The organism is Pontibacillus litoralis JSM 072002, assembly GCF_000775615.1.
GTDB lineage: Bacteria > Bacillota > Bacilli > Bacillales > BH030062 > Pontibacillus > Pontibacillus litoralis.
Genome location: NZ_AVPG01000003.1, coordinates 81,118 through 106,276, shown reverse-complemented (window position 1 = coordinate 106,276; position 25,159 = coordinate 81,118). Strand labels below are relative to the sequence as shown.

Below are 25,159 nucleotides of genomic sequence, written 5' to 3'. Positions count from 1 at the left end.
CTATGCGACTATTTCGAAGCATGCCATAGATCAAAGCCAGTATTATCATGTAGCTGTATGATAATGCTGGCTTTTCTTTATAGATTGAAGAATTAACCACGAAAATGAAAAGGAGGCTATAAGATGAAAATGATGGATAAGCAGGTGAATAAGAATGTGGAGCTACACAAGAGAAGGGAGAGAGCTGTGCCTCGTGCGCCGTATAACATTTCACAAGTGTATGTAGACAAAGCAAGAGGGGCAAAGGTGCAAGATGTAGAGGGGAAGGAATATATCGATTTCGCTGGGGGGATTGGGATTCAAAATATTGGTCATAATCACCCGAAAGTCGTAGCTGCCATTAAGGAGCAAGTTGACCAATTTATACATCCTTGTTTTCACGTTGCTCCTTACGAAAGTTACATTACGTTAGCGGAGCGCTTAAATGCGTTAACTCCGGGTGATTTTGCGAAGAAGACGATTTTGTTAAATAGCGGAGCCGAAGCGGTTGAGAATGCAATTAAGATAGCTAGGAAGTTTACAGGTAAGTCAGGTGTCATTTCATTTGATCGTGCTTATCATGGTAGAACGTTATTGACGATGTCGTTAACGAGTAAAGTAAAGCCGTATAAACATGGTTTTGGACCGTTTGCGAATAATACGTATAAATTACCTTATCCGTATTATTATCGTAAGGATTCCTTCTTATCTAATGAGGAGTACGATGACCGTCTTGTAGAGCAGTTTAACCATTTCTTAATGTTAGAAGCGAGTCCAGATGAGATTGGTGCTATCATCATGGAGCCTGTTCAAGGGGAAGGTGGATTTATTGTGCCATCTAAGCGTTTTGTTCAAGGGATAAAACGAGTGTGCGAAGAAAATAATATCCTCTTTATTGCAGATGAGATTCAAACAGGCTTCTGTAGAACAGGAAAGTTGTTTGCGATGGAAAACTTTGATATAGCACCTGACTTGACGACATTATCTAAGTCTATTGCTGGTGGGATGCCGTTAAGTGCTGTTACAGGGCGAGCAGATGTCATGGATGCCGCAGAGATTGGTCAGCTCGGCGGAACATTCGGTGGAAGTCCTGTTGCTTGTGCAGCAGGAAACGCTGTTCTAGATGTGATTAAGGAAGAGCATTTGGTGGACAAAAGCCGAGTGTTAGGTGAAAAGATGATGAAGTTATTGCAGGAAATGAAGGAGCGTCATGACGTTATTGGGGATGTACGTGGCTTAGGTTCAATGTGTGCGATAGAAATCATTGAAGCTGAGGATTTCAAGCAACCGAATCCAGGGTTAACTACTACGATTTTACAAGCATGTTGGGATAAAGGGTTGATGACGTTAAAGGCGGGTACGTATGGAAATGTGCTAAGATTTTTACCTCCCGTAGTAATAGCAGATGAGGATCTCGAGCGCGGGCTTGCTATTGTAGATGAAGCCATAACGGAAAATAAATAAATGCGAGGTGGATATAGATGGCGGTGTCTAAAACGAGTGAACGAATTGAAAGCTATAATCCTGCTACGAAAGAATTGGTTGGTCGTGTTTCTGCATTATCGGTAGAAGAAATAAGGGAAAAAGTACAACAAGCGAAAGCGGCTTCAAAATACTGGTCTGCCACGTCTCCAGTACAAAGGGGAGTATATTTGCGTAAAGCTGCTCAATTATTAGAAGAGCGAATGGATGATATTGCGCAATGTGCAACGGAAGAAATGGGAAAAAGGTTCGTTGAGACGAAAGGAGAAGTGAAACGTGGAGCAGACATTCTTCGTTTCTATGCGGAAGAAGGCATGCGGATGAAAGGAGAAGTACTGCCTTCAAGTAAAGCGGATACATTGCTTTATTACATGCGCGAGCCGCTAGGGGTTGTAGCAGTTATAGCACCGTGGAATTTTCCGATTGCTATCCCTGTTTGGAAGATTGCTCCGGCACTTATTTATGGTAATACGGTTTTATTTAAGCCGGCTTCTGAAACGGTCATTACAGCTCAAAAAATTGCCAAAGTGTTTCACGATGTAGGGATTCCAGAAGGCGTGCTTCAATTCGTTCCAGGACGAGGGTCGGTTGTTGGTGGTGCTTTAGCGACAAATGAGCAAATAGACGGTATTACGTTTACCGGTTCGAACATAGTTGGCCAACAAGTAGCCCAGCAAGCGATAGCTAGTGGAATGGAGCTGCAATTGGAGTTAGGTGGAAAAAATCCTGCCATCGTGCTTCAAGATGCTGATTTAGATCATGCTGCTAAACTTGTTGTCGATGGGGCTATGAAACAAACAGGGCAGCGTTGTACAGCTACAAGTAGAGTGTATATTGAAGAAGATGTATATGATCGCTTTAAAATGAAAGTGTTAGAGAGGGTAAGTAATGTAGTAGTAGGAGATAGCTTGCATGAGGAAGTAGATATCGGACCACTTGCATCGGAGAGTCAATTAGAATCTGTTCTACATTACATTCGTAAAGGGGTCGAAGAAGGAGCTTCGTTGTTATATGGTGGTGAGCAAATAGATAGGGTTGGATATTTTGTTGAACCTGCTGTATTTGAGAATGTTACGCAAGAAATGACCATTATGCAAGAGGAGATATTTGGACCTGTTATCTGTTTAAAAAAGGTAGCAAATTATGAAGAGGCAGTTCAAGCTGCAAATGATACGAAGTATGGACTTAGTGCGTCTTTATTTACGAATAACCTTACAAAAGCGATGGCATATACGCGTGAAAGTGAAGTCGGCATGGTGCAAATTAATGGGGAGACAGGTGGCGCGGAACCACAAGCGCCGTTTGGTGGTACGAAATCTTCAAGCTTTGGTGCACATGAGCAAGGCCAGTCAGCAAAAGAGTTTTTCACCAAGCATAAAACGGTATCATGGACTCCGAATAAGTAAATAGAAAAAAACGACAATCACCACCGCGGCGATTGTCGTTTTTTTTATGTTAGCTGATATTGCTTATAAGCATCTTTCAAGGAAGCTTCTAATGCTTTGCCTGCTTTTCCGAGATAGCCTAGACTTAATTTCTTTATTGGTTCTTCAATACCTTCTTTTAAACTATATCCTTTCAGAAGGTGATTCACATACTCTTTGCTGTGTTCGGTTGCTAACGTGCAAGAGGCTTCGAGAATGACGCCGTATTTCTTATCCACCTCAAGCGTTAGGGTAAGTGTGTCTGAAATGTTATTAGCCGCCATGCCAGTGGGGAGTTTAGAATGGCCTGCTACAAATAAAGTATTCATAAGGCTCTGATTGTCCCTCCTTAAGTTAGAATAATTTGAATTTGTTAATAACACTGTAACACATTGGAAAGTTGTAGAGAACAAAAAGTTGACAGAAAATTTATTCTATTGTACACTTCTAATTACAAACAACCTATTAGAAAGATAATCTCTTTTACATTCAGGTTGGCGATACCAAGAACTTAAATAATGAATGTTACTGTTAAGACTGCTACACCTCTGCGCTCCAGAGAGTATTCGCAGTTTAAGGCCAGTATGAACCTATTTTGTATAGGGGATTACTGGCTTTTTGTGTTTGAAACGGGCCTGTTTAATACACAAAACCATATAAATTAGGAGGGAATAAGGAATGTCAATAGTTGAGGTGAAAGGCGGTAAATTAGTAGGAACGAAGGGGAAGGGGTATACGATTAAGCAACATGCTGGTCACCAGCGTATGTATCATATTGAATTGGAGAATGAAGTGATTGATCAATTTCTAGATGTGTTACAAGATGTGAGCGATGAACAATTGGAGTATATTCCATATATGCGCTTTATCGTTGCGGCGAAGTTGTTAGAACTAACCGATGAGGCTTTTGGTGAAGCGGTTCGTAATATTTTGCACGACCGAAATACAGGTGGATTTACTATTGGGCTTCAAGAGAGAACACAGGATCCAATAGACTTTGTAAAATTCTCAACGGCATTAACGCATTTAGTTGGAACGCCGAACTTCGATGCAATGTCAGGAAAATATTATGCTCGTTTTACGGTGAAGCATACAGATAAAAGTGACTCGTATTTACGACAAGCGTATCGTTTGTTTACGCTTCATACAGATGGAACGTACGTAGACGAGCCGACAGATTGGCTGTTAATGATGAAATTCTCTGAGGAAAATGCGATAGGCGGGCGCTCTAGATTGCTTCATCTAGATGATTGGGAGGACCTGGATCGTTTCTATAAGCAACCACTTGCTTCTCATCCATTTACGTATAAAGCACCAGCAAGTAAAAATGTAGAACAAGAAGTAAAGCGTCAAACGTTTTATGAGCAACAGAATAAGCCATGCATTTGCTTTATTGACCAATTCGTTTTTCCTGAAACCATCGAGCAATCTAAATATTTGAAGGATTTATCTTGTTCCATGGAGAATAGTATATCAACAGTAGGGTTAGATTTACCAGTTGGAAATTTAGTCATGCTCAACAATCGCTTCTGGTTACACGGTAGAGAGGCGTTTGAACATAATACGCAATTGCATAGAGAGTTATTAAGACAACGAGGACGATTTGCTAAGTAGTTGTTGCAGAAAAAGGGGGAAGACGTGGTGTATGATATTGTAATTGTCGGTGGTGGTATTGTCGGCTTATCGACGGCATATGCACTCATGGAGAAGCATCCTAACGTACGTCTAGCTGTAATGGAGAAGGAAAAAGAATGGGCAACTCATCAAACAGGTAGAAATAGCGGTGTTATTCATTCTGGCATTTATTATAAGCCTGGTAGTTTGAAAGCTCGTATGGCAAAAGAAGGCGCTGCTTCTATGGTCGAGTTTTGTCGGCAACATGATATTAAACATGATGTGTGTGGCAAGGTGCTCGTGGCAACAGAAGAGGAAGAATTGCCAAGAATGGAAGCATTGTTTAAGCGGGCAAATGAGAATCAAATTGAAGCAACGAAATTATCCAAAGAAGAACTATTAGAGATTGAGCCTCATGTAAATGGCCTTGGCGCTTTGAAGGTAAATGCAACGGGTATTGTTGATTATAAGGTAGTAACAGAGAAATTAGCTTCTTTAGTAGCCGAGGCAGGTGCAGATCTTTTTCTGAATACAGAAGTAATGGAAATCGAAGAAATGAATAATAAAGTTCACGTTGAAACGAATCAACAGACGTTTACAGCACGCTTTCTTGTTAATTGTACAGGACTTCAAAGTGATCGTATGCTGAAGAGGGCCGGGATACACACGGATTTAAGAATTGTTCCTTTTAGAGGAGAGTACTTCACTCTAACAGAAGAGAAGAAACACCTCGTAAAAGGATTAATTTATCCCGTTCCTAACCCAGACTTTCCTTTTCTCGGCGTACATTTAACAAGAATGATTGACGGAAGTGTTCATGCTGGACCAAATGCAGTGTTAAGTCTGAAGCGAGAAGGGTATAACAAGACATCATTTGATATGAAAGATGCCTTTGATGTTCTGTCTTATCCAGGTTTTTGGAGGATGGCTAGTGGCAATATGCAAGAAGGGATGAAAGAGATGTTCCGTTCCTTCCACAAAAAAACGTTTGTCAAAAGCTTGCAACGATTAGTTCCAGATATCCAAGAGCAAGATGTTATCCCTGCAAAACCAGGCGTTCGCGCTCAGGCTATGTTAGCAGACGGGCAATTAGTTGATGATTTCTATATTATTCCCGGAAAGCATTCCATTCATATTTGCAACGCCCCTTCCCCAGCGGCGACAGCTTCCTTGGAAATCGGAAAAGAAATTGTAAAACGGATTCCAATAGAGGAAGCGGTGTTAGTGTAATCGCATGAAATAAACCTAAAAAGGAAGCTGCCTTATTGAATTTTAGGTAGCTTCCTTTTTAGGTTTATTTTGATAATAGACATTCTTTGATTTAAATATAGAAAAGAATAGAGCATTAAATTTGTTTTTCGAAAATATGAAACTTTCAGATAATTATATTGACTATAGTTTCCATTCGCGATACATTAGAAGAAGCTATAACGAATAGGTGAACTTCCGTAGTATATACGACATACAAGATAGACTCCAAGATGAATAATGTAATAGGGGGAAAAGAGTATGTTTTTGCACCAAATTGAAAGCGCTTCAAGGTATGAGGTGGAAGCAGTACAATTAGAAAGGCTATTGGAAACAGTAGAAAAAGTTTATGCTAAGGTGCCCTTTTATAAGGAGAAGTTTGACCATCTAGGTGTCAGTTCGGAAGATGTAAGCACAATAAGTGATGTGAAGAAATTGCCATTCACAACAAAAAAGGATTTACGCGATCATTATCCTTTTGGCTTATTTGCTGCAGATGCGCGTGAGGTGATTCGAATTCACGCCTCGTCAGGTACGAGCGGTAAACCGACTGTTGTAGGGTATACGCGAAAGGATATTCAAGTGTGGTCTGAAATCGTAGCAAGAGCGCTTACTATAGGGGGAGGTCAGCCTGGAGAAATACTGCACAATGCTTATGGCTATGGGCTTTTTACAGGGGGGCTAGGTCTTCATTATGGTGGAGAAGAACTTGGCATGGCTACAGTTCCAGTTTCAGGTGGTAACACAGATCGGCAAATGATGTTAATTGAAGATTTTAAACCAACCGTAATCTGTAGTACCCCTTCTTATTTGCTTAATATCGCTGAACAGATGGAAGCAGAAGGAAGAGATCCACGCCAATCATCGCTTAAGTATGCGATTCTTGGTGCTGAACCATGGTCAGAGAAGATGCGACGCACCATTGAGGGAATTTTTGATGTAAAAGCATGTGATATATATGGATTAAGTGAAGTGATGGGGCCCGGAGTAGCGATGGAGTGCCATGAAAGTCAAAACGGCTTACACATTGCAGAAGACCATTTCCTAGTAGAAGTGATTGATCCTGATACGCTAGAACCAGTACCAGAAGGGGAAGACGGAGAACTTGTATTTACGAGCTTAACGAAAGAAGCTTTTCCGATTATTCGATATCGCTCTGGTGACATTGGATCTATCACAACGGAACAATGCAAGTGCGGCCGGACGACCAAACGCATGTCCCGAGTGAAAGGACGTATCGATGACATGCTCATTATACGCGGTGTCAACGTCTTTCCATCTGAAATGGAACACTATCTACTAACCGTTGAAGAAATCGCTCCTCATTACCAACTACACATCCATCAAAAAGGCAGTCTCCAACACGTTGAACTACAAGTCGAAATGACAGACAAGCTATATAATGAAAGTAAGCAAGACATGAATCATGCTAGCATTCGAGAATTATCCAAATCTATTCGCCATCTAATTAAAAATGGCTGTCTTATCTCCGTTGACGTAACCATTATGGCTCCAAAATCTATCCCACGCTCTCAAGGAAAAGCCATACGTATTGTAGACCGAACGAAAGAAGAAGTGAAAAGCGGATAAGGTGATAAGCCTTAGCCGTTTTTCTTTCTCAATTGGTGCTCGGGAATCTGGGGTTATGTGCGGGAATCACGGATTTCTGCGCGGAATCTCCGTGTTTGTGCTCGAAAATCACGGATTTCTGCTCAAGAATCACGAATTGTGCGCGGAAACTCATGATTTCTGCTTAAAAAAGGAGCAAGGGAATACATTCTATTTTTTTGTGCCCCTGTTTGAGGTAAATGCAAGCCATGAAGAATTCTTAGCATCAGATGACGACTTTCTATTTTTAGGAAATCTCGTAATGCTGCATTTGTAGCGCTATGTCCTATTAGCAAAGCGTAATCTTTTATTCCTGCAACATGGGCGGTTTTTGATGTAGTGTCGCACTTAATACAATTCCATTTACCGTTTTTGCGATACATAGACTTATGGTGACATTGAGGACAAGCTATTCCTTTGCATAGATCGTCTTCTTTTAAATGAAACATTTTCATGATTGTAGGACAATAGTCGGTATGTTGATCTAGCAAGCTTTTTTTGATGTTGGTGAGTTGTTTATTTGATAACTTTTTCTCTTGATGGCGACCTAAAATTCCTTCTATTTTACCGAGCAAATTTTCCACTCGTACAACTTGATTATAGGCATCATTATGTGTACTTGGTGCTTGTATAACAGAGGATTGATTGGTGACAACTACAACTGTTTCGATAGGAATATGATAAAAATGATTGCTGATAAACCAATGAGATAAGTGTTGTTTTTGTCGTTTTACTTGAGAAAGTGGATCGGGAAGTGATGTTTCTTGATTGGTGTCTTTACGGATTAATTGTTGAAAATGAGGGTCAAAATAAATAGTACCAGAAATATTTTTCACTTCAAAAATAATGCAACATGTCGGAGTAAGTAAAAGAGCGTCCATTTGGAAGTAGTGTTGAATGGAATCACGTAAGCGGAGGTCAAAAAAGATAGCGTGGGGTGAATTGATATAACGAAACGGGTACAAAAGAGATTTTTCACCAGCATAACCAGCAGCATGCATTCGGTATTTTCGGATGACTTCTCCATACTTTTCATGATGAGGAGGCAATCTGTGGCTAAGTGATTCTAGCTGCTGAAGGAATAGAGGGGGGATAGTGTTCGTTTTAACTATCAAACGTTTTGCTCCTTTCCTATGGGGATATGTATATGATTAGACGCGCAGTGACTATTATCCTGTAAAGATTAAGAAAAAAATCGGTTCTGCTCAAAAAATATTGTTTGTGCTCGAAAAATGAGATTTGTGCGCGGGATCCCCCTTGTTTGTGCTCGAAAACCGAGATTTGTGCGCGGGCCCCCCCTTGTTTGCGCTCGAAAACTGAGATTTGTGCGCGGGCCCCCCGAGTTTGCGCTCGAAAGACGAGATTTGTGCGCGGGCCCCCCCGAGTTTGCGCTCGAAAATCGAGATTTGTGCGCGGGATCCCCTTGTTTGCGCTCGAAAACCGAGATTTGTGCGCGGGCCCCCCCTTGTTTGCGCTCGAAAACTGAGATTTGTGCGCGGGCCCCCCGAGTTTGCGCTCGAAAGACGAGATTTGTGCGCGGGCCCCCCCGAGTTTGCGCTCGAAAATCGAGATTTGTGCGCGGGATCCCCTTGTTTGCGCTCGAAAACCGAGATTTGTGCGCGGGCCCCCCCGAGTTTGCGCTCGAAAACTGAGATTTGTGCGCGGGCCCCCCGAGTTTGCGCTCGAAAACTGAGATTTGTGCGCGAACCTTCAGGGGATTCTCCTCAAAAATGCTACGATTTGCTTGTGACTAGTGATATCGGTTAGGATTAATGTAAAAAGTAGGGATAAGATGAAGCAAATTTATAGTGATATTATTCAGTTTAGAGGTACGCATTATGCGTTTGGTTATATGCAAGGGGAGCTTATCCAAGATTCGCTTACGATAAAAAATAGAGAGAAGCAGTGGAAGCTTCGTAAACCGCGTTTTTCAATTGAGGAGTCAGAGGTGAAGCAGGCGATTGTTCGCTTTGCGCCCGGGATTTGGGATGAGCTAGAAGGGCTTCGGGATGCATTGGGTTGGACGATGAATCGGGTGCTAATGGAATTTGGAGGCTATCGTTTGGAGTATGTCAAATCGGGTTGTTCGATTTTGACTGGTGAGGATTATATGATTCGAAATTATGATTATCAGCCGAAGACGTATGAAGGACGATTTGCTTTGTTTCAGCCAACGGATCAAGGGTATGCTATCATTGGCCCAACCCAGCGTATTACTGGGAGAATGGATGGGATGAATGAAAAAGGGCTCGCAATAGGGTATAATTTTATGCATCGTAAAAAACCGGGAAATGGCTTTATTTGTTGTATGATTGGTAGGCTGATTTTAGAGAGCTGTGCGAATGTAGCCGAAGCGGTAGCTATGCTACGGGAGATTCCGCATCGTCACTCGTTTAGTTATATTGTGCTTGATCCTAGTGGGGTCACGTATGTTGTGGAAACGTGTCCGCGCGGTGTAGAAGTACGGAAGTCGAATGTGTGTACCAATCATTTTGAGCGAATGAAAGATGAAAATCGGAACTATTTAGCGGATTCGTATCAACGTTTACATACGATGGAAGAGGCTAGAGGCGATATTACATCAGCAGAGCAAGCATTTCGCTTGTTAAATGATACGAATCAAGGTGTTTTTTCAAAGGAATATAAAAATTGGGCCGGTACGATACATACATCAGCCTATTTTCCGAAAGACAGGGTTGCGTGGTTTGCTTTAGGTGGTGATCAGGAGCCGGTAGTGTTCGATTTTGGCAACTGGTTATCAGGCAATGATTGTGGCCTTCGCACGATTACAGGCGAGGTGGATACGGATTTGCCGTTTCCACATATGGATGAAAATGCAAGATAAGGGGATTGCAGCATGTATTTAACAATAGAAGAAACAGCAGAGTATTTAGAATTACCAGTGGAGTACATAGAAAAGCTTGTACATCATAAGCGAATTCGAACGGTATTTGATGGGAAGCAACATTTAATTTTTCAAGGGCAATTTACTACACATATTGAGCAGTTGGAAAAGTATCGCGAATATATTCAAGAAATATTAAATGAGCCAATTCCAGAAGATATCGATGTGAAGGATGAGGACTAAGCGGAGCAGTGGAACATATCCAATTGCTCCGCTTCCCTTTTTATTCCTTTACAGCGATGGCTTCTATTTCTACCTTAGCTCCTTTTGGTAGGCGGCTTACTTCGATAGCTGCGCGAGCTGGATATGGTTCTGTTAGAAAACTGGCATACACTTCATTTACTGTCGTAAAGTCATCCATGTTCGCTAAGTAAATGTTGGCTTTGGCAATATGGTTGTATGTTAACCCGGCTTCTTCCAAAATGGCTCCGATGTTTTTCATTACTTGTTCTGTTTGGTCTTTCACATCATATGATACGAATGCTTGTGTTTCAGGATCAAGCGGAATTTGCCCAGAAATAAATAGAAGGTTTCCTACGTCGGCGGCTTGGGAATAAGGTCCAATGGCTGCTGGGGCTTTATGTGTTGAGATGGTTTTGAACATCGTGCATAGCTCCTTTACTCTTTGTATGTATTAAGCATAACACAAGATATCTAAAAATTCTTTACAATGAAATCAAGGAAGTGTAGAATATAAAAAAATCAAATACTATTGTTTATTTCTTATCAAGAGAGGCGGAGGGACTGGCCCTTTGAAGCCCGGCAACCATTCGAATAGTCGAAACGGTGCCAAATCCTGCAAGGTATCATTCCTTGGGAGATGAGAGGAGCATGCACATATGTCATGACCCCTTTCTTGATCAAGAAAGGGGTCTATTTAAAGGGGTGTAGAGTATGACAATTGCTTATTTTGGTGCAGGATGTTTTTGGGGTGTGGAGGCTTTTTTGGAAAGGTTGGATGGAGTCATAGCAACTCGTGTTGGCTATACAGGTGGACAGGTTGCGAATCCGACCTATGAACAAGTGAAAGCAGGTAAGACTGGTCATGTGGAAACGACAAAAGTGGAGTTTGATCCTCAAATAATCAATTATGAAACGTTAATTGATCAGTTTTTTGAGTGTCATGATCCGACGCAGCGTAATCGTCAAGGAGAAGATGTTGGTTCACAATATCGCTCTGCTATCTTTTACACGAATGAAGCGCAACAAAAAATCGCTGAACAAAAAATAAAAGAGTGGAACGCAAAAGGCGAATTTTCGAACCCGATTGTAACGGAAGTAATCGGATTGACCGCCTTTTATGAAGCAGAAGAGTATCATCAGAAATATTTTCAAAAGAACGGTTCTGTATCTTGTGGGAAATGATACCTTATGGGGTAGGCAAATTTCGGGTAAATAAGCATCTAAATTGGTATGCTAGTAGAAGCAAAAAATAAAAGGTGTGGATAAAGATGAATCAAGCTCAAACAATAGAAGAAGTTCGCTCATTTGTGCAGGACAATCAAGTCACATTAGTTTACATTTCGCGTGAGAATTGCTCTGTTTGTCACTCGTTACTGCCTCAAGTAGAGCAATTGCTGCAACAATATCCGAATATTGCTTCCTTACATGTAGATGCAGAGAAGATACCTTCGATTGCTGCAGAATATGAAATTTTTACTGTTCCTGTTCTTATTGTATCTGTCGACGGGAAAGAAATGTTCCGTAAAGCACGATTTGTGCCAATGGAGGAGTTAAATCAACAATTGCATAAATTAATAGATGCTTTGCATTAAAAACGAAAGTTCTGTATTGAATACAGAACTTTTTTAGTTGAGGATAGTTACGTCCCAGCCTCTTTTTATAGGTATGAATAATGGAAAAAGGTCGATAAATGAAGTTATATAGCTATCATTAACTGCCCATACTATACCTAACGACTTATGTAGGAGAGGGGCATGGCATTGATCCATCAACTAAAAACGATTGAAAAAAGCCAAAATCGTAAAGCAAGTCATACGTTGATTGGTATAAGTAAGGATGAACAAGAAGAATGGTTATGGACTGCTTTTATAAAAGGAAATAAGTTACTGTGGATGTTCGCTTCTAGTAGATCACGCATGCTAAATGGACGTGAGATTCACTGGCAAAGAAGAGATTCTATCCCTTATGAAATCGAACAATATGTGGAGGAATTATGTTTACAAGTTCAAGCATTGTTTCAATCGACGGAAGTATCATAAATTCCCTTTCTTGTAGAATAAGAGGGAGAACTAAAGAACAGTAGGTACTCGGGAGGAATAAGCACGGTAATAATGTGCTAACTACAATATAAATAGAAAAAATTAAAGTTATTCTATCATCATAAATCCTATTTCTGTTCATATACTTAGGTGAAACGGTCATAGGAAGAAGGTGTGCGGTTCATGTATTCTAAATTATTTCCTGCATACGTGCATCAAGTCGGTGGACGAAAGTGGGGGTATATAGGGAATAATGGTATATTTCGTATTTCGCCACAATGGGGACAAGCGCGTAATTATCAACAAAATGGCTTAGCTGTTGTCATGAAGGATGATCTTTACGGTGTTATTAATGGAAAAGGAAGTTACATCGTTCGTCCGTTCTATCAATATATTACAGATTATCAAGATGAGAGAGCAATTGCGTCACATACAAATGGTGCCAGTGTGTTAGATAGCGATGGGAATGTTGTTACAACTCAATTGTATGACTATATTGGTTCTTATCATGAAGGGTTAGCTGTATTTAATCAAGATACTCGCTATGGATATTTGAATAAAAATGGGGAAGAGGCGATTCCGGCTCAGTTTGTATCAGCTACTCCATTTGTGGACGGTAAAGCAATCGTCCAAATAGAGGAGCAAGTGTATGCGCTAATTAGTAAAACAGGTAAACAACTGCACACATATCGCTATCCATTTGTAGGGCAATATGGTAACGGGCTGCTCGTATTTCAAGCTGAAGAGGACGGGAAGTATGGCTATGTAAATGAAGCAGGGAAAATAATTATAAAACCGTCTTTTGATGGAGCACAAGCTTTTCAAGGAGGTCGTGCAGTTGTATATCGTATAGTGGATGGAAAGTATAATGACGGCCTAATTGATAAGAGTGGCATTTATATAATGAAACCGATCTATGATGATATTCAGTTATTAGGGGAGAATCGAGTCGCAGCTGGCAAAGCGCTTGTGGAGGATAAACCGTTTTTAGGAAGGAGATACGCGATAGCAACGACAAATGGTGTATTTTTAACGGATTATGTGTATGAAAATGTGTTGCCATATGATCAAGGATTAGCCTCGGTTCAAGCTGGCGATGAGACTTTTTTTATTAATCGAAAAGGGACAGCCTCTCCGCAAATGCCGAAGTTACAAGGACAAGGTTTCCTTTCGTTATCAGGAAAAATTATTAAAGCTGTTGTTAACTTCGAAACAATTTATGTGAATCGAGATGGTTCGACCATTTACAAACCGAACAAAACCATTCGTTTAAACAATCAATATCGTGTTGTTCGGCGCACGTATCATCCGAATCGTGATTATCTCGTTTACTATCCAATGATTGGTGGAATGCCGGATGTAAACATAGAGAAAGAGGTAAATCATCAACTAAGGGATTTATCTCAGGTAAAGCCAGTTGATGAGGAAAAACAACTAGAATACACGTATTTTGGTGATTTTGATGTGTTCTTTTTTCGTAAGCAACTGGTGGTGTTCGAACTAGATGGGTCTTTGTATTACTTTGGTGCAGCTCATCCGATGCCGACAAAAGTGTTTGCAAATATTGATTTGATTAGCGGTGTGTTCTATGAATTAAAAGATTTATTTAAGACAGGTAGCAATTATGTGGAAGTGTTAAGTGCTATCATTGCACAACAAATCGAGTCTGGGGATTATTCTTATGTGTTTCCAGGTAGCTACCAAGGGATAAGTCCTAATCAACCTTTTTATGTGGACGAAGAGCACTTGTATATTTATTTTAATCCGTATGAAATTGCCCCATATGTTGCAGGCTTTGTTACTTTTACTATTCCTTTTGTAGAAATAATGGATATAATTAAACGTAATGGAGATTTTTGGAGTTCATTTCATGAGGAATGATGAGCAAAGAGTGAGTTCTACGTGTACTGTGCGGTTTTTGTCGAATGTAAAAGAAATTTGTATTATATAGAAGAATATATACAAAAATTAACTAGAATAGTATAAAATGAGTCGTATAGTTAATTGTAGACGGAAAATAAGGAGAGATTATATTGTGATTCGTGTAAGCGGAAATAAGACTACTCCTTCTATACATGATTTTTTTAAATTAGTAGAGTCATTAGGTGATTGGGGGTGTATCTTCAATCGAGAGAATAACTTGGTTGCTTGTCACGATAAATTCCTTGACATAGTAGAAGAGGATTCTGAGTGTGTAATGTTAGAAGACTGGTTATGTAATTTTCATAAACAAGATCGCGCGGTGCTTCGGTTGCTTTTACGAAATAATGAAATAAATGAAACGAAAGATTTACAAGTTCGTTTGTTAGTCAATGACTGTGAGAGATGGGTATATGTAACCTTGATGAATTTATCTGAAAGTAAATCAGTCATTATTGGGGAAGAACGAGAATTTACGGACGTGCAGGAGGAATCACCTCAAGAACAAGTGAACGACTCTGATTATTTTATGACATGGCTTTCCTTAATTAATCGGCGGATGGAAACGGATCCTTCAATGAAGAACGATAAATCTCTTTCTGCTTTTTTAGATAATCATCCTCATTCAAATAGTGCATATCAACGCATGAAAGGGATATTTGAAACTATCCCCCACGGGTTTGCGGTTATTGGGAAGGATTGGCGAGCCCTTTATATTAATCCGACGCTCGAAAGCATTATTGGTCTTAAATTACAAGATGTATATAATGTGAACATGTGGGATGTTTATCCAAAAGAAGAGCACCATAATTTCTATATGAATTATATGAAGGCAATAAAAACGAAGCGAGTCGTCCATTTTCAAGAGTACTTGCACCGTGTAGAGAAGATGTTAGACATTACAGCTTATCCTTATGAAGAGGAGCTAATATTATTCGTTCAAGATATTACGGAAGAGAAATCCTATATAGAGGCCCTTCGTGAGACAGAGGAGCGCTTCTCTTTGTTAGCGGAAAATGTGAATGAAGCATTTTGGATAAGTACGACTAAGTATCACACGTGGGAATATATTAGCCCTAGCTTTGAGAAAATCTTTGGCTTATCTATATCGCAATTATTAAAGAAGCCAACGATATTGCTGAAGCGCATTCATAAAGATGATCGTTCCAAAGTAATAGATGCTTTTAAAAAAATGCGTGTGGAAAAAGCAACGGTAGATTATCGTTTTCAACTATCATCGGGTGAATGGAGATGGATTCGCTCGAAAGGATATCCATTAAAGCAAATGACTAAAACCTTGGTCGTAGGTGTCGATGAGGATATTACAGAAGAGAAAGAAAAAGAAGAGCTGCAAGTGCGCTCAGATCAATATGAAACGGTAGTGAGAGTAGCGGCAGGTATTGCTCATGAAATACGTAATCCTCTTACTTCTATTAAAGGATTCTTGCAATTAATGATGTCCAATTCTTCTAGCAAAAGTCAGTATAATGATATTATCTTTTCGGAATTAGCAAGAATTGAAACAATTGTAAATGAGTTCATGCTACTTGCGAAACCAAATGAGATGGATGCTTATACAGAAACGAATGTTACGGAAATAATTGAATATGCATTATCATTATTTACTCATCAAATAAATAAGCATAACATACAAGTAGAAACGAACTTTGATGCAGATGTATCTGTTATTCATTCCGACCCTAAACGGCTAAAGCAAGTCTTTATCAATATTGTGAAGAATGCACTAGAAGCAATGGATAAAGAAGGGAAGTTGTCTATATCCACTACATATAATTCAATTCAATCTAATATCGTAATCAAGCTGCAAGACAACGGGAAAGGAATGGACGTAGAACAATTACGTCGTATCGGCGAGCCATTTTTTACAACGAAAGAAAAAGGGACTGGGCTAGGTATTATGGTAACCACCAAATTTGTGGAAAGTCTCGGTGGATCGATTCAATATGATAGTAAACTTGGTGAAGGTACTTGTGTTACCATTATATTGCCAGTAGAAATGTAGAATATACAAGAGTTACAAGAATGAAAGCGTTATATTTTGGACTTTCAAAGGAGTGTATGCAAACTTCTTTGAAAGTCCATTTTTAATGGTTGCTCCTATTAAAAAAGGGCATTTTAGTAATGAATTTGTGTATAAGTATGAAACAATTTGCTTATGTTTCTCGTATATTATCATGAGATGGTTTCAAACAATAAAACGAAAAAAATGATAGATACATAATAAGGAGTGGTTAATTGAAGTACGTTATACTCGTATTTGTCTTTAGCCTCTTAACAGGGTGCGGTATTGCAAAAGAATCACCTGATTTAACCGGTTATGTAATGGATAGACAAGATAATAATTTTCTTGTTGTGTCTGATACACCAATTGATTATAGTGAAACCGGTGGTGTGAGCGAATTTTATAATGCTGTCTGGGTAAGTGGAAGTGAAGCGGAAGTTCCAGAAGGGGAGAAAGTGCAAGTATGGTTTTATGAAGGAATAGCGGAATCATATCCAGGGCATGGAAAGGCTAAGGAGATTAACATTGTTCCGTCAACAATGCCTGAAGGTGCTGATTTAACCGAAGCAGAGGCGTTAGGATTAGCGCTTGAGTCCAGTCATACTAGTTCGTTTAGTATGTACGCGGTCCAATCAATTACTTATGAAGCTAAGCAAGATCAATGGAATATTTCCTTTATAGAGACAATGACTAGAAAGGAGTACGAGATAATGATAGACGATCACCTTTCGTGAATATGTCTTTACACCGTAACAAATACCTACAAGTTGAATACACTAACATTGACTCATTTATAACTAAAGGGGAGAAATGTTTATGTATCAACAGCCGAACCAAATGCATCTGTCTTACGGGAATAGTATGCCAGAAAATGGGCAAACGTCTATGTCCATGAATGGTTACCATGTCAATCCTCACCAAGATAATAAACAACAATGGAAAGATTATTGTCATCAACATATGTATTATATGGTTATCATTGAAATGAATGATGGCAAGCAATATGAAGGTATTATTGAAGATATGGATGATAATCATGTATACATGTTAATGCCTGCTGGTGACGAAGAAGAAGAAATGGAAGGTTCACAAAATCGTCAGTTTGGTTATGGATATGGTTATGGTCCAGGGTGGGGATATGGTTATGGATACCCTCGTCGATTCCGCCGGTTCCGTCGTTATCGCTTTCCGTTCTTTGGAATTCGCAGCTTCTTCTTTCCATACTTCTATTAAAATTCATTATTTTAAGTCTCGCTATAAACAGCGGGGCTTTTGCTTTTTCTAGTAGTATTATGATTTTGCTTGTGATACGAACGATGTAAGAATGTAACATTGCAAATGCCGCGCTAATCACGTACAATAAACAAATAAAATTATATTTTGTTCATGTTTTCTCTCGTGATATTTGCAAGAGAGAAACAAGGCATGGGATCATATTTTAGTACATTATATCAATACATTAGTGAAGTGAGGGTTTGCAAGTGGATAACGTATTGGAACTATTTGAACGGATCAATGCTTTCTTATGGGGAGTTCCGATGATTTTGCTATTGTTAGGTGCTGGCATATGGTTGACATGGCAACTCGGCTTCGTTCAAGTTCGTTATATGGGGAAGGCGTTTAAGCACACATTTGCTCCGTTGTTTAAGAAAAACAAAGGCGATGGTATTAATTCTTTTAAAGCGCTAGCTACATCCATATCCGCTCAAGTTGGGACAGGTAATTTAGCTGGCGTTGCCACGGCGATTGCAGCCGGAGGTCCTGGGGCAATTTTCTGGATGTGGGTTAGTTCTTTCTTCGGGATGGCAACTATTTTTGCTGAAGGTGTATTAGCGCAAGTGTATCGGGTGAAGAAGGGAGATCATTATGTTGGCGGTCCAGCCTACTACATAAAAGAAGGATTAGGGAGTCGTTGGTTAGCTAGTTTTTTTGCCATTGCTATTATATTTGCTCTTGGTTTTATTGGGAATATGGTTCAGTCCAATGCAATTACGGTTGCTTTTGTTGAAACGTTTCAAGTAGATCATAATTTATTTAGGTTAGGATTGGGAATTGGGATTGCACTATTCATTGGTTTGATATTGTTGGGGGGAATTAAACGTATTTCCACGTTCGCAGGTAATGTAGTTCCTGTAATGGCTCTGTTGTATATTGTTGGGAGTTTAATTATTTTAATGTCTCATGCGGATGAAGTGTTCTCTACATTTGCACTAATCATTGAGGCGGCATTTACTCCGCAATCGGCAGCTGGCGGTGTTCTTGGAGCAACCGTCAAAGAAGCCATTCGCTACGGTATTGCTCGTGGGCTGTTTTCTAATGAAGCTGGGATGGGTTCCACTCCTCATGCTCATGCCACAGCCAATGTGCATTATCCAGCCCAGCAAGGTCTAGTAGCTATGGTGGGGGTATTTATTGATACGGTTGTCATTTGTACATTAACGGCGTTGGTGATATTAGTTACCGATGCCCATCAAACCGATTTACAAGGAAGTGCTATAACACAAGAAGGTTTTGCGAGAGGATTAGGAGAATTCGGAACGCCGTTTATTGCTATATGTTTGTTGTTCTTTGCGTTTACGACCATTTTAGGTTGGGCTTACTTTGGTGAAGTTAATGTTCGCTTCTTGTTTGGGGAAAGTGCTGTTCCAATTTATCGCTGGCTGGTATTGATTTGTATCGTATTAGGAGCTTTAGTGCAAGTAGAACTTATTTGGGAAGTGGCTGATACGTTTAACGCCTTTATGGTAATTCCAAATATTATTGCTGTGTTAGCTCTTACTTTCGTTGTGAAAAAAGAGTGGAAGCAATATCGAAATGAGCTTAAATAGTAAGAAAGCCTGTGTCCTTTAAAAATAGAACACAGGCTTTTTTTATTTTTATTTAGAATTAGGTAGTTTGGTGATGGTAAATCCAGTAAAACCATAGAACACATTAAACGCAATAACTAAATAGGCGAAGAAAATGAATGGAATAAAGTTATATGGGCTTACTTGAAGTACTTCACTAACGAATACAGCGGTCACACCCCATGGTACAAGGTTAATTCCGACAGTTCCTGCTGCTTCAACGGAACGGGATAAGTTCTTCGGGTCTATCCCTTTTTCATGATACGTATCTACTAACGCGCGTGATGGTAAAATAATCGACATGAATTGTTCACCACTAGAATATGCGACAACTAATGTAGAAAGTACTGTTGTTAAAATAAGAGAGCCAGTACTTTTTATTTTTGCAATTAACTTCTCTAGTAGAGTAGTGAAGACTTGAGTTCCTTCTAATACGCCACCTAGAGCTGTAGCGATAATAATTAATCCGATTGTGTTTAACATCGACGTAATGCCTCCACGGCTAAGTAGAGTATTTAACGTCTCTGAGTCGGTGTTTCCTTGATAGCCACTCGTCATAGCGTTCATGACGTCACCTACGCTATTACCTTGTACGATAATTGCTACGATCCCGCCAAGAGTACTTACAATAACCAAAGAAGGAATTGCAGGGTAGCGTTTCAAGATTAATAAAATCGTAATGATTGGTAATAGTAATAAAGCAGGATGAATGGTAAAGGTTTGCAGTAATCCATCAGCTAGTTCATTCATTTTCTCTGTGTTTGTCACATCAGCAGTTACATTCCGACCTAATAGCCAAAATAAAATAAGAGAAATAGCGAAGGCTGGTATTGTATCCCAAAGCATGTGGCGGACGTGATCAAATAATTTAACTCCAACCATTGCAGGAGCTACGTTTGTTGTATCTGACAATGGTGATATTTTGTCGCCAAAGAAAGCTCCTGACACGATGGCGCCAACTGTATGCGCTGGTGGGAATCCCATACCAGTGCCGATGGCCATAAATGCTAGTCCAACTGTTGCAATAGCAGTAAAGGAACTTCCTAATGATATAGCAACAACACCTGTTGTAATAGCAACAGTAGGAAGAAAAACACTAGGTTTGATGAATTCTAACCCGTAATAAATAATGGTTGGAATTGTTCCGCTTAGCATCCAAGCGCCAACAATTGTTCCAATAATAAATAAAATAAAGACAGCTGGTAGTGCTCTTGAAACACCATCTTTCATAAATTGCTGCATTTCATCCCAAGTATAACCGTGGGTAACGCCTAATATACACGTCGCTATGACTCCGACCATTAACGGTAAGAACATCGATACGTTCCAAACCATGATGGATAATGCAGCAACAATTACTAGTGATATTAGTGGTAAAAGGGCAACGATAAATCGTGGTTGCCTATGCATGATGTACACCCTTCCTTTGTATAATACTCGCAATAAACTTTAGTGCTTTTACGCTTTTATGCTTTTGTCTACTAAAATATTTTAATATGGTATCTATAATTAGTCAACTATACTAAATTTAATTTGATAAATAAAGGTTTATCCCTTAATTAAATAAGGTAGTACGCTAGGTTTAGTAGCATGTGTTACCCAATGCTCCATTTCATATAACTGCTAAAAAATAGAGTTCTGTTCCACCTGTTTAAATGGTTGAAAAAAGTGAAATATCTCATTTATTGATAAAATATACATCATTACTTATTGGTATAGACAACTATACTTTGAGATGGTATAGTTGCATTGTAAGCCGTTTCACAACTACTTTAATTATTTAGGAGGAATTCATGATGCTTAATTTCTTACAGCGGATAGGGAAGTCGCTTATGCTACCAATTGCGACTCTCCCAGCTGCAGCGTTGTTAGTGCGTCTAGGAATGGAAGATATGTTCAACCTGCCATTTATTACTGCAGCTGGAAATGGTATATTGACGAATCTTGCCATTATTTTTGCAATTGGTATTGCGATAGGGCTGTCCCGTGATGGTAATGGTGCGGCTGCTTTATCAGGTGCAATTGGTTACCTTGTGTTAACAGAAGGTTTAAGTGAAATTAATGCTGATCTTGATATGGGGGTATTTGGCGGAATTATAGCTGGTATTGCTGGTGGTCTTTTGTACAATCGTTTTCATAATATTAAACTACCAGACTACTTAGCATTCTTTGGAGGAAAGCGTTTCGTTCCTATTATTACATCACTTACGATGATAGGAGCAGCTTTCGTGTTGGGCATTGTTTGGCCAGTAGCTCAAAGTGGTATTGATTCTGTAGGGAATTGGATTTTAGGAAGTGGTGCTGTTGGAGTAGGGGTATACGGTTTCTTAAATCGTTTGCTTATTCCAATTGGTTTACATCACGTTATGAATACATTGATTTGGTTTGATTTTGGTTCGTTCACGAATGAAGCTGGTGATATCGTTCGTGGAGAAATTAATCGTTTCTTAAATGGGGATGAGTCGGCAGGTTATTTCTTAGCTGGTTTTTACCCAGTTATGATGTTTGGATTACCAGCGGCTTGCTTAGCTATGTATGCTGCCGCGAAGGAGAATAAGAAAGCCATTGTCGGTGGTATGTTATTTAGTATTGGATTTACTGCATTTTTAACTGGTGTGACAGAACCTATAGAGTTTTCTTTTATGTTCTTATCGCCTTTATTGTATGCTGTTCACGCTATTTTAACTGGGGTTTCAATGGTGCTAGCTTTTGTATTTGATGTTCGTCACGGGTTTGGATTCTCAGCTGGTGCTATAGACTTTGTGTTGAACTTTTCGTTAGCAGAAAATCCATTTACGTTATTAATCGTTGGTTTAGTTATGGCGGTTATTTATTTCTTCGTTTTCTATACGTTAATTATTAAACTGGATTTAAAAACACCAGGACGAGAAGATGAGGAAGAAGAGATTGAAAGCAGTAGTGATAGCAAGGATTATGATGAGAAAGCCTATTATTATGTAGAAGCGCTAGGAGGAGTCGATAACATCCAAACTCTGGATTATTGCACGACTCGATTACGATTAGAGTTAGTTGATCGGAATAAAATAAATGAAAAAGAGCTTACTCGACAAGGTGCTCGTGGTGTTGTGAAAATAGGAAAAAGAAATTTACAAGTTATTGTTGGTACTACTGTGGAATTTTTAGCTGATGAAATGAAGCAAATGATGGAGTCAGGAGTTGTGAGGAAGCCAGAATCTCTTCACGAGGAGAGCGCTAAGGAACAGAAGAGTAGCGGTAAGAAAGAGTTGGGTGGAAATGATTTTGTTTCTCCAATTGATGGCGATATTATGCCGTTAACTGAAGTTCCTGATCAAGTATTTGCTAAGAAAATGATGGGGCCTGGCTTTGCGATCAACCCAACAGGAAGTACATTCCATTCACCGATAGATGGTAAAGTTCTTAATATCTTTCCAACTAAGCATGCAATCGGATTGGAAACGAATACTGGAGTAGAAATATTAATTCATATTGGGTTAGATACAGTCAAGTTGAAAGGAGAAGGGTTTACTTCATTAGTTGAGGAAGGACAGGCTATTAAAAAGGGTACACCTTTAATTGATGTAAATCTTCCTTACATTAAAGAAAATGCTCCTTCTGTAATTACACCGGTCGTATTTACTAATCTAGAAGAAGAAAGTTTAGAACTTCTACAAACAGGAGTCCAAAGCAAGGGAACTAACAACATAATATCTATTCAATAAGGGGGGAGTAAATGACCCCCTTTTATTCGTTGGTATAGACAACTATACATTAAGGTGATACATTTATACTATATGATAACATCTACTGAAGCAAACCTTATTAGGAGGGATGTACTGATATTAGTAGGATGTTTCCTGTTGAAATGAATATAAAGAAGAGAGAAAATGAAATCTTTACAATCTCTTTATTGATTTCAAAAATCAGGTAGATAATAATGGGAAGTAATATGCGTTTTCAGGTGAAGTAGGCTACTAAGAACCGAGGGGAGAATGCAATAATGAAACGTATAATTAAACATGTATCTATTGTTCTAGAAAATGGGACGATAATGGATGGAAATGTGCTAATACAAAATGGGAAAATAGTAGAAGTAGGAAATGTGGAAGATCAGGAAGCTGACGTTCTATTTGACGGAACAAATCAGCAAATCATTTTATTACCAGGGTTCATAGATGTTCACATACATGGTGCAAATGGTTACGATGTAATGGATGCTAGTTTAGAAGCATTAGAAGGGCTTAGTAGCGCACTGCCTCGTGAAGGAACGACGAGTTATTTAGCTACTACGATGACACAAGAAGCTAATGAAATTGAAGAAGCAGTAATCAATGTAGAACGTTACATGACACATCAATCAGCGAAAGGTCGAGCAGAAGTGCTTGGTATTCACTTAGAAGGGCCGTTTATTTCGAAGGATAAAGCCGGTGCTCAACCTATTCAGCACATCCTCACACCCAATCCAGATTTATTTGATAAATGGCAAAGGAAAAGTGGTAACGCGATTCGGTTAGTTACGTTAGCTCCTGAAGTAGAAGGCGGACTTTCATTCATTGAGCACATTACAAATCAAGGTGTTGTCGCTTCCATCGGTCATAGTGATGCTACATATGAAGAAGTGACCAAGGCCGTGCAAAGTGGAGCTAGACATGTTACACATTTATTTAATCAAATGAGAGGATTACACCACCGCGAGCCTGGAGTTATTGGTGCTACATTTTTAAACCCTAAGCTTATAGCGGAAATGATCGTTGATGGTGTGCACGTTCATCCAGAAGCGGTTCGTCTTGCATATGCCAATAAAGGACCTGACAAAACGATATTAATTACCGACGCTATGAGAGCGAAATGCTTACCTGAAGGAACCTATACGTTAGGTGGACAACAAGTGAATGTGGAAGGAAAGGAAGCACGATTAAGTGATGGTACGTTAGCAGGAAGTATCGTTACCTTACAACAAGCTGCTAAAAATATGCGGCAAATAACTAGTCTTGAATGGGACGAATTAGTGAAATTGACGTCGGTGAATGCAGCGAAGCAAATAGGTGTATATGATCGGAAAGGAAGCATTACACCTGGAAAAGATGCTGACATCGTTTTGGTTGATAAGGAATTACAAATAGAGATGACCATTTGTAAAGGAATAATCAGTTTTGAAAAGGGGAAATTATAGATGGAAATTGTTGTGAAGGAAAATTATGAAGCATTAAGTAACTATGTAGCACAATGTATTCAAGAACAAATAAAGGATAAGCCATCCAGTGTAATCGGTTTAGCTACTGGTAGTACACCCGTAGGGACATATAAAGAATTAGTGGAAGCATATAAGAGAAAGGAAGTCGATTTCTCGAAGATTTCTACCATTAATCTTGATGAATACATCGGCTTATCCAATGATCATCCTCAAAGCTATCATGTGTTTATGCAGGAACAATTGTTTAATCATGTGAATATAGAAGAACAAAATACGCATATTCCAAATGGTGTGGCAACAAATTTAGAAGAAGAGTGTCAACGATATGAACAAGTAATAGACACGATAGGTCCTGTTGATTTACAAATACTCGGTATTGGGGTTAATGGTCATATTGGTTTTAATGAGCCAGGCAGTTCATTTACTGGTAAAACAAGTATTGTTCCATTAACAGAATCAACGATTGAGGCAAATGCTCGATTCTTTGATACGATGGAAGAAGTGCCGCGAGAAGCAGTCACAATGGGGATTCAATCCATTTTAAAGAGCAAGAAGATCATTTTACTTGCATCTGGTGAAAGTAAAGCACCTGTAATAGAACAATTGTTATCAGGTGAAGTTACCGAAGCACTTCCAGCATCTGTTTTACATCAACATGAAGATGTCACGATTGTTGTCGATCCATTGGCGTATCAGTTAGTAAATAAGTAAGAGG

The 25,159-nt window shown here is 39.4% G+C and carries 22 protein-coding genes and 1 riboswitch; of the genes, 18 read left to right on the top strand and 4 right to left on the bottom strand.

Annotated features, from left to right (window positions below):
- The first annotated feature begins 123 nt into the window (after positions 1 to 123).
- Positions 124 to 1,443 (top strand): 4-aminobutyrate--2-oxoglutarate transaminase, encoded by a 1,320-nt coding sequence (gene gabT / locus N784_RS03985; protein WP_052127118.1) that lies wholly within the window; start codon positions 124 to 126, stop codon positions 1,441 to 1,443.
- Between the two features lie 17 nt (positions 1,444 to 1,460).
- Entirely contained in the window at positions 1,461 to 2,867 is a 1,407-nt protein-coding gene (locus tag N784_RS03980) for an aldehyde dehydrogenase family protein (RefSeq protein ID WP_036832570.1), read from the top strand.
- 44 nt (positions 2,868 to 2,911) lie between these two features.
- Here the strand turns inward: N784_RS03980 and N784_RS03975 are convergent, their stop codons facing one another.
- Positions 2,912 to 3,214, bottom strand: a complete 303-nt coding sequence (locus N784_RS03975; protein ID WP_036832568.1) for a DUF3870 domain-containing protein — start codon at positions 3,212 to 3,214, stop codon at positions 2,912 to 2,914.
- A gap of 349 nt (positions 3,215 to 3,563) precedes the next feature.
- On the opposite strand from N784_RS03975, the gene glaH reads away from it, so the two are divergent.
- The 3 genes from glaH (at position 3,564) to N784_RS03960 (ending at position 7,337) form a co-directional block, all read left to right on the top strand.
- Complete coding sequence (gene glaH / locus N784_RS03970; protein WP_036832567.1) at positions 3,564 to 4,499, top strand: glutarate dioxygenase GlaH; 936 nt, start codon at positions 3,564 to 3,566, stop codon at positions 4,497 to 4,499.
- 27 nt (positions 4,500 to 4,526) lie between these two features.
- Positions 4,527 to 5,729, top strand: coding sequence for an L-2-hydroxyglutarate oxidase (gene lhgO / locus N784_RS03965; RefSeq protein ID WP_036832564.1), 1,203 nt, complete (start codon positions 4,527 to 4,529; stop codon positions 5,727 to 5,729).
- 279 nt (positions 5,730 to 6,008) lie between these two features.
- Positions 6,009 to 7,337: a phenylacetate--CoA ligase family protein gene (locus tag N784_RS03960; RefSeq protein WP_036832560.1), complete on the top strand. Its 1,329-nt coding sequence runs from the start codon at positions 6,009 to 6,011 to the stop codon at positions 7,335 to 7,337.
- Between the two features lie 122 nt (positions 7,338 to 7,459).
- Here N784_RS03960 and N784_RS03955 read toward each other — a convergent pair whose 3' ends face one another.
- Positions 7,460 to 8,470: an NERD domain-containing protein gene (locus N784_RS03955; RefSeq protein ID WP_036832558.1), complete on the bottom strand. Its 1,011-nt coding sequence runs from the start codon at positions 8,468 to 8,470 to the stop codon at positions 7,460 to 7,462.
- A 677-nt stretch (positions 8,471 to 9,147) separates the two neighbouring features.
- Here N784_RS03955 and N784_RS03950 point away from each other — a divergent pair.
- A complete protein-coding gene (locus tag N784_RS03950; RefSeq protein WP_036832555.1) occupies positions 9,148 to 10,200 on the top strand; it encodes a C45 family autoproteolytic acyltransferase/hydolase in 1,053 nt (350 codons plus the stop codon).
- A 12-nt stretch (positions 10,201 to 10,212) separates the two neighbouring features.
- Positions 10,213 to 10,443, top strand: coding sequence for an excisionase family DNA-binding protein (locus N784_RS03945; protein ID WP_036832553.1), 231 nt, complete (start codon positions 10,213 to 10,215; stop codon positions 10,441 to 10,443).
- Positions 10,444 to 10,483: 40 nt separating this feature from the next.
- Here the strand turns inward: N784_RS03945 and N784_RS03940 are convergent, their stop codons facing one another.
- Complete coding sequence (locus N784_RS03940) at positions 10,484 to 10,864, bottom strand: RidA family protein (protein WP_036832551.1); 381 nt, start codon at positions 10,862 to 10,864, stop codon at positions 10,484 to 10,486.
- A gap of 116 nt (positions 10,865 to 10,980) precedes the next feature.
- A riboswitch (SAM riboswitch) is annotated at positions 10,981 to 11,087 on the top strand.
- 67 nt (positions 11,088 to 11,154) lie between these two features.
- Here N784_RS03940 and msrA point away from each other — a divergent pair.
- The 8 genes from msrA (at position 11,155) to N784_RS03900 (ending at position 19,253) form a co-directional block, all read left to right on the top strand.
- Positions 11,155 to 11,625, top strand: a complete 471-nt coding sequence (gene msrA / locus N784_RS03935; protein ID WP_036832547.1) for a peptide-methionine (S)-S-oxide reductase MsrA — start codon at positions 11,155 to 11,157, stop codon at positions 11,623 to 11,625.
- Positions 11,626 to 11,711: 86 nt separating this feature from the next.
- A complete protein-coding gene (locus N784_RS03930; RefSeq protein ID WP_036832545.1) occupies positions 11,712 to 12,035 on the top strand; it encodes a thioredoxin family protein in 324 nt (107 codons plus the stop codon).
- A 162-nt stretch (positions 12,036 to 12,197) separates the two neighbouring features.
- Positions 12,198 to 12,482 carry a hypothetical protein gene (locus tag N784_RS03925; RefSeq protein WP_036832543.1) on the top strand — a complete coding sequence of 95 codons (285 nt, stop codon included), beginning with the start codon at positions 12,198 to 12,200 and terminating at the stop codon, positions 12,480 to 12,482.
- Positions 12,483 to 12,665: 183 nt separating this feature from the next.
- On the top strand, positions 12,666 to 14,363 hold the full coding sequence (locus N784_RS03920) for a WG repeat-containing protein (protein WP_036832541.1): 1,698 nt from the start codon (positions 12,666 to 12,668) through the stop codon (positions 14,361 to 14,363).
- A 154-nt stretch (positions 14,364 to 14,517) separates the two neighbouring features.
- A complete protein-coding gene (locus N784_RS03915; protein WP_036832538.1) occupies positions 14,518 to 16,425 on the top strand; it encodes a PAS domain-containing sensor histidine kinase in 1,908 nt (635 codons plus the stop codon).
- Positions 16,426 to 16,658: 233 nt separating this feature from the next.
- A complete protein-coding gene (locus tag N784_RS03910; protein ID WP_052127117.1) occupies positions 16,659 to 17,159 on the top strand; it encodes a YobA family protein in 501 nt (166 codons plus the stop codon).
- Positions 17,160 to 17,241: 82 nt separating this feature from the next.
- Positions 17,242 to 17,658 (top strand): hypothetical protein, encoded by a 417-nt coding sequence (locus N784_RS15905; RefSeq protein WP_052127116.1) that lies wholly within the window; start codon positions 17,242 to 17,244, stop codon positions 17,656 to 17,658.
- 248 nt (positions 17,659 to 17,906) lie between these two features.
- Positions 17,907 to 19,253 carry an alanine/glycine:cation symporter family protein gene (locus N784_RS03900; RefSeq protein ID WP_036832537.1) on the top strand — a complete coding sequence of 449 codons (1,347 nt, stop codon included), beginning with the start codon at positions 17,907 to 17,909 and terminating at the stop codon, positions 19,251 to 19,253.
- Positions 19,254 to 19,301: 48 nt separating this feature from the next.
- Here the strand turns inward: N784_RS03900 and nhaC are convergent, their stop codons facing one another.
- On the bottom strand, positions 19,302 to 20,681 hold the full coding sequence (gene nhaC, locus N784_RS03895) for a Na+/H+ antiporter NhaC (protein ID WP_036832536.1): 1,380 nt from the start codon (positions 20,679 to 20,681) through the stop codon (positions 19,302 to 19,304).
- Between the two features lie 386 nt (positions 20,682 to 21,067).
- Here nhaC and nagE point away from each other — a divergent pair, with 386 nt between their 5' ends.
- The 3 genes from nagE (at position 21,068) to nagB (ending at position 25,155) form a co-directional block, all read left to right on the top strand.
- The gene (gene nagE / locus N784_RS03890; protein ID WP_036832534.1) at positions 21,068 to 22,972 is read left to right on the top strand and encodes an N-acetylglucosamine-specific PTS transporter subunit IIBC; all 1,905 of its coding nucleotides are present in this window, start codon (positions 21,068 to 21,070) and stop codon (positions 22,970 to 22,972) included.
- Positions 22,973 to 23,250: 278 nt separating this feature from the next.
- Positions 23,251 to 24,423, top strand: a complete 1,173-nt coding sequence (gene nagA / locus N784_RS03885; protein WP_198134390.1) for an N-acetylglucosamine-6-phosphate deacetylase — start codon at positions 23,251 to 23,253, stop codon at positions 24,421 to 24,423.
- On the top strand, positions 24,424 to 25,155 hold the full coding sequence (nagB, locus tag N784_RS03880; protein ID WP_036832527.1) for a glucosamine-6-phosphate deaminase: 732 nt from the start codon (positions 24,424 to 24,426) through the stop codon (positions 25,153 to 25,155).
- Positions 25,156 to 25,159 lie beyond the last annotated feature (4 nt).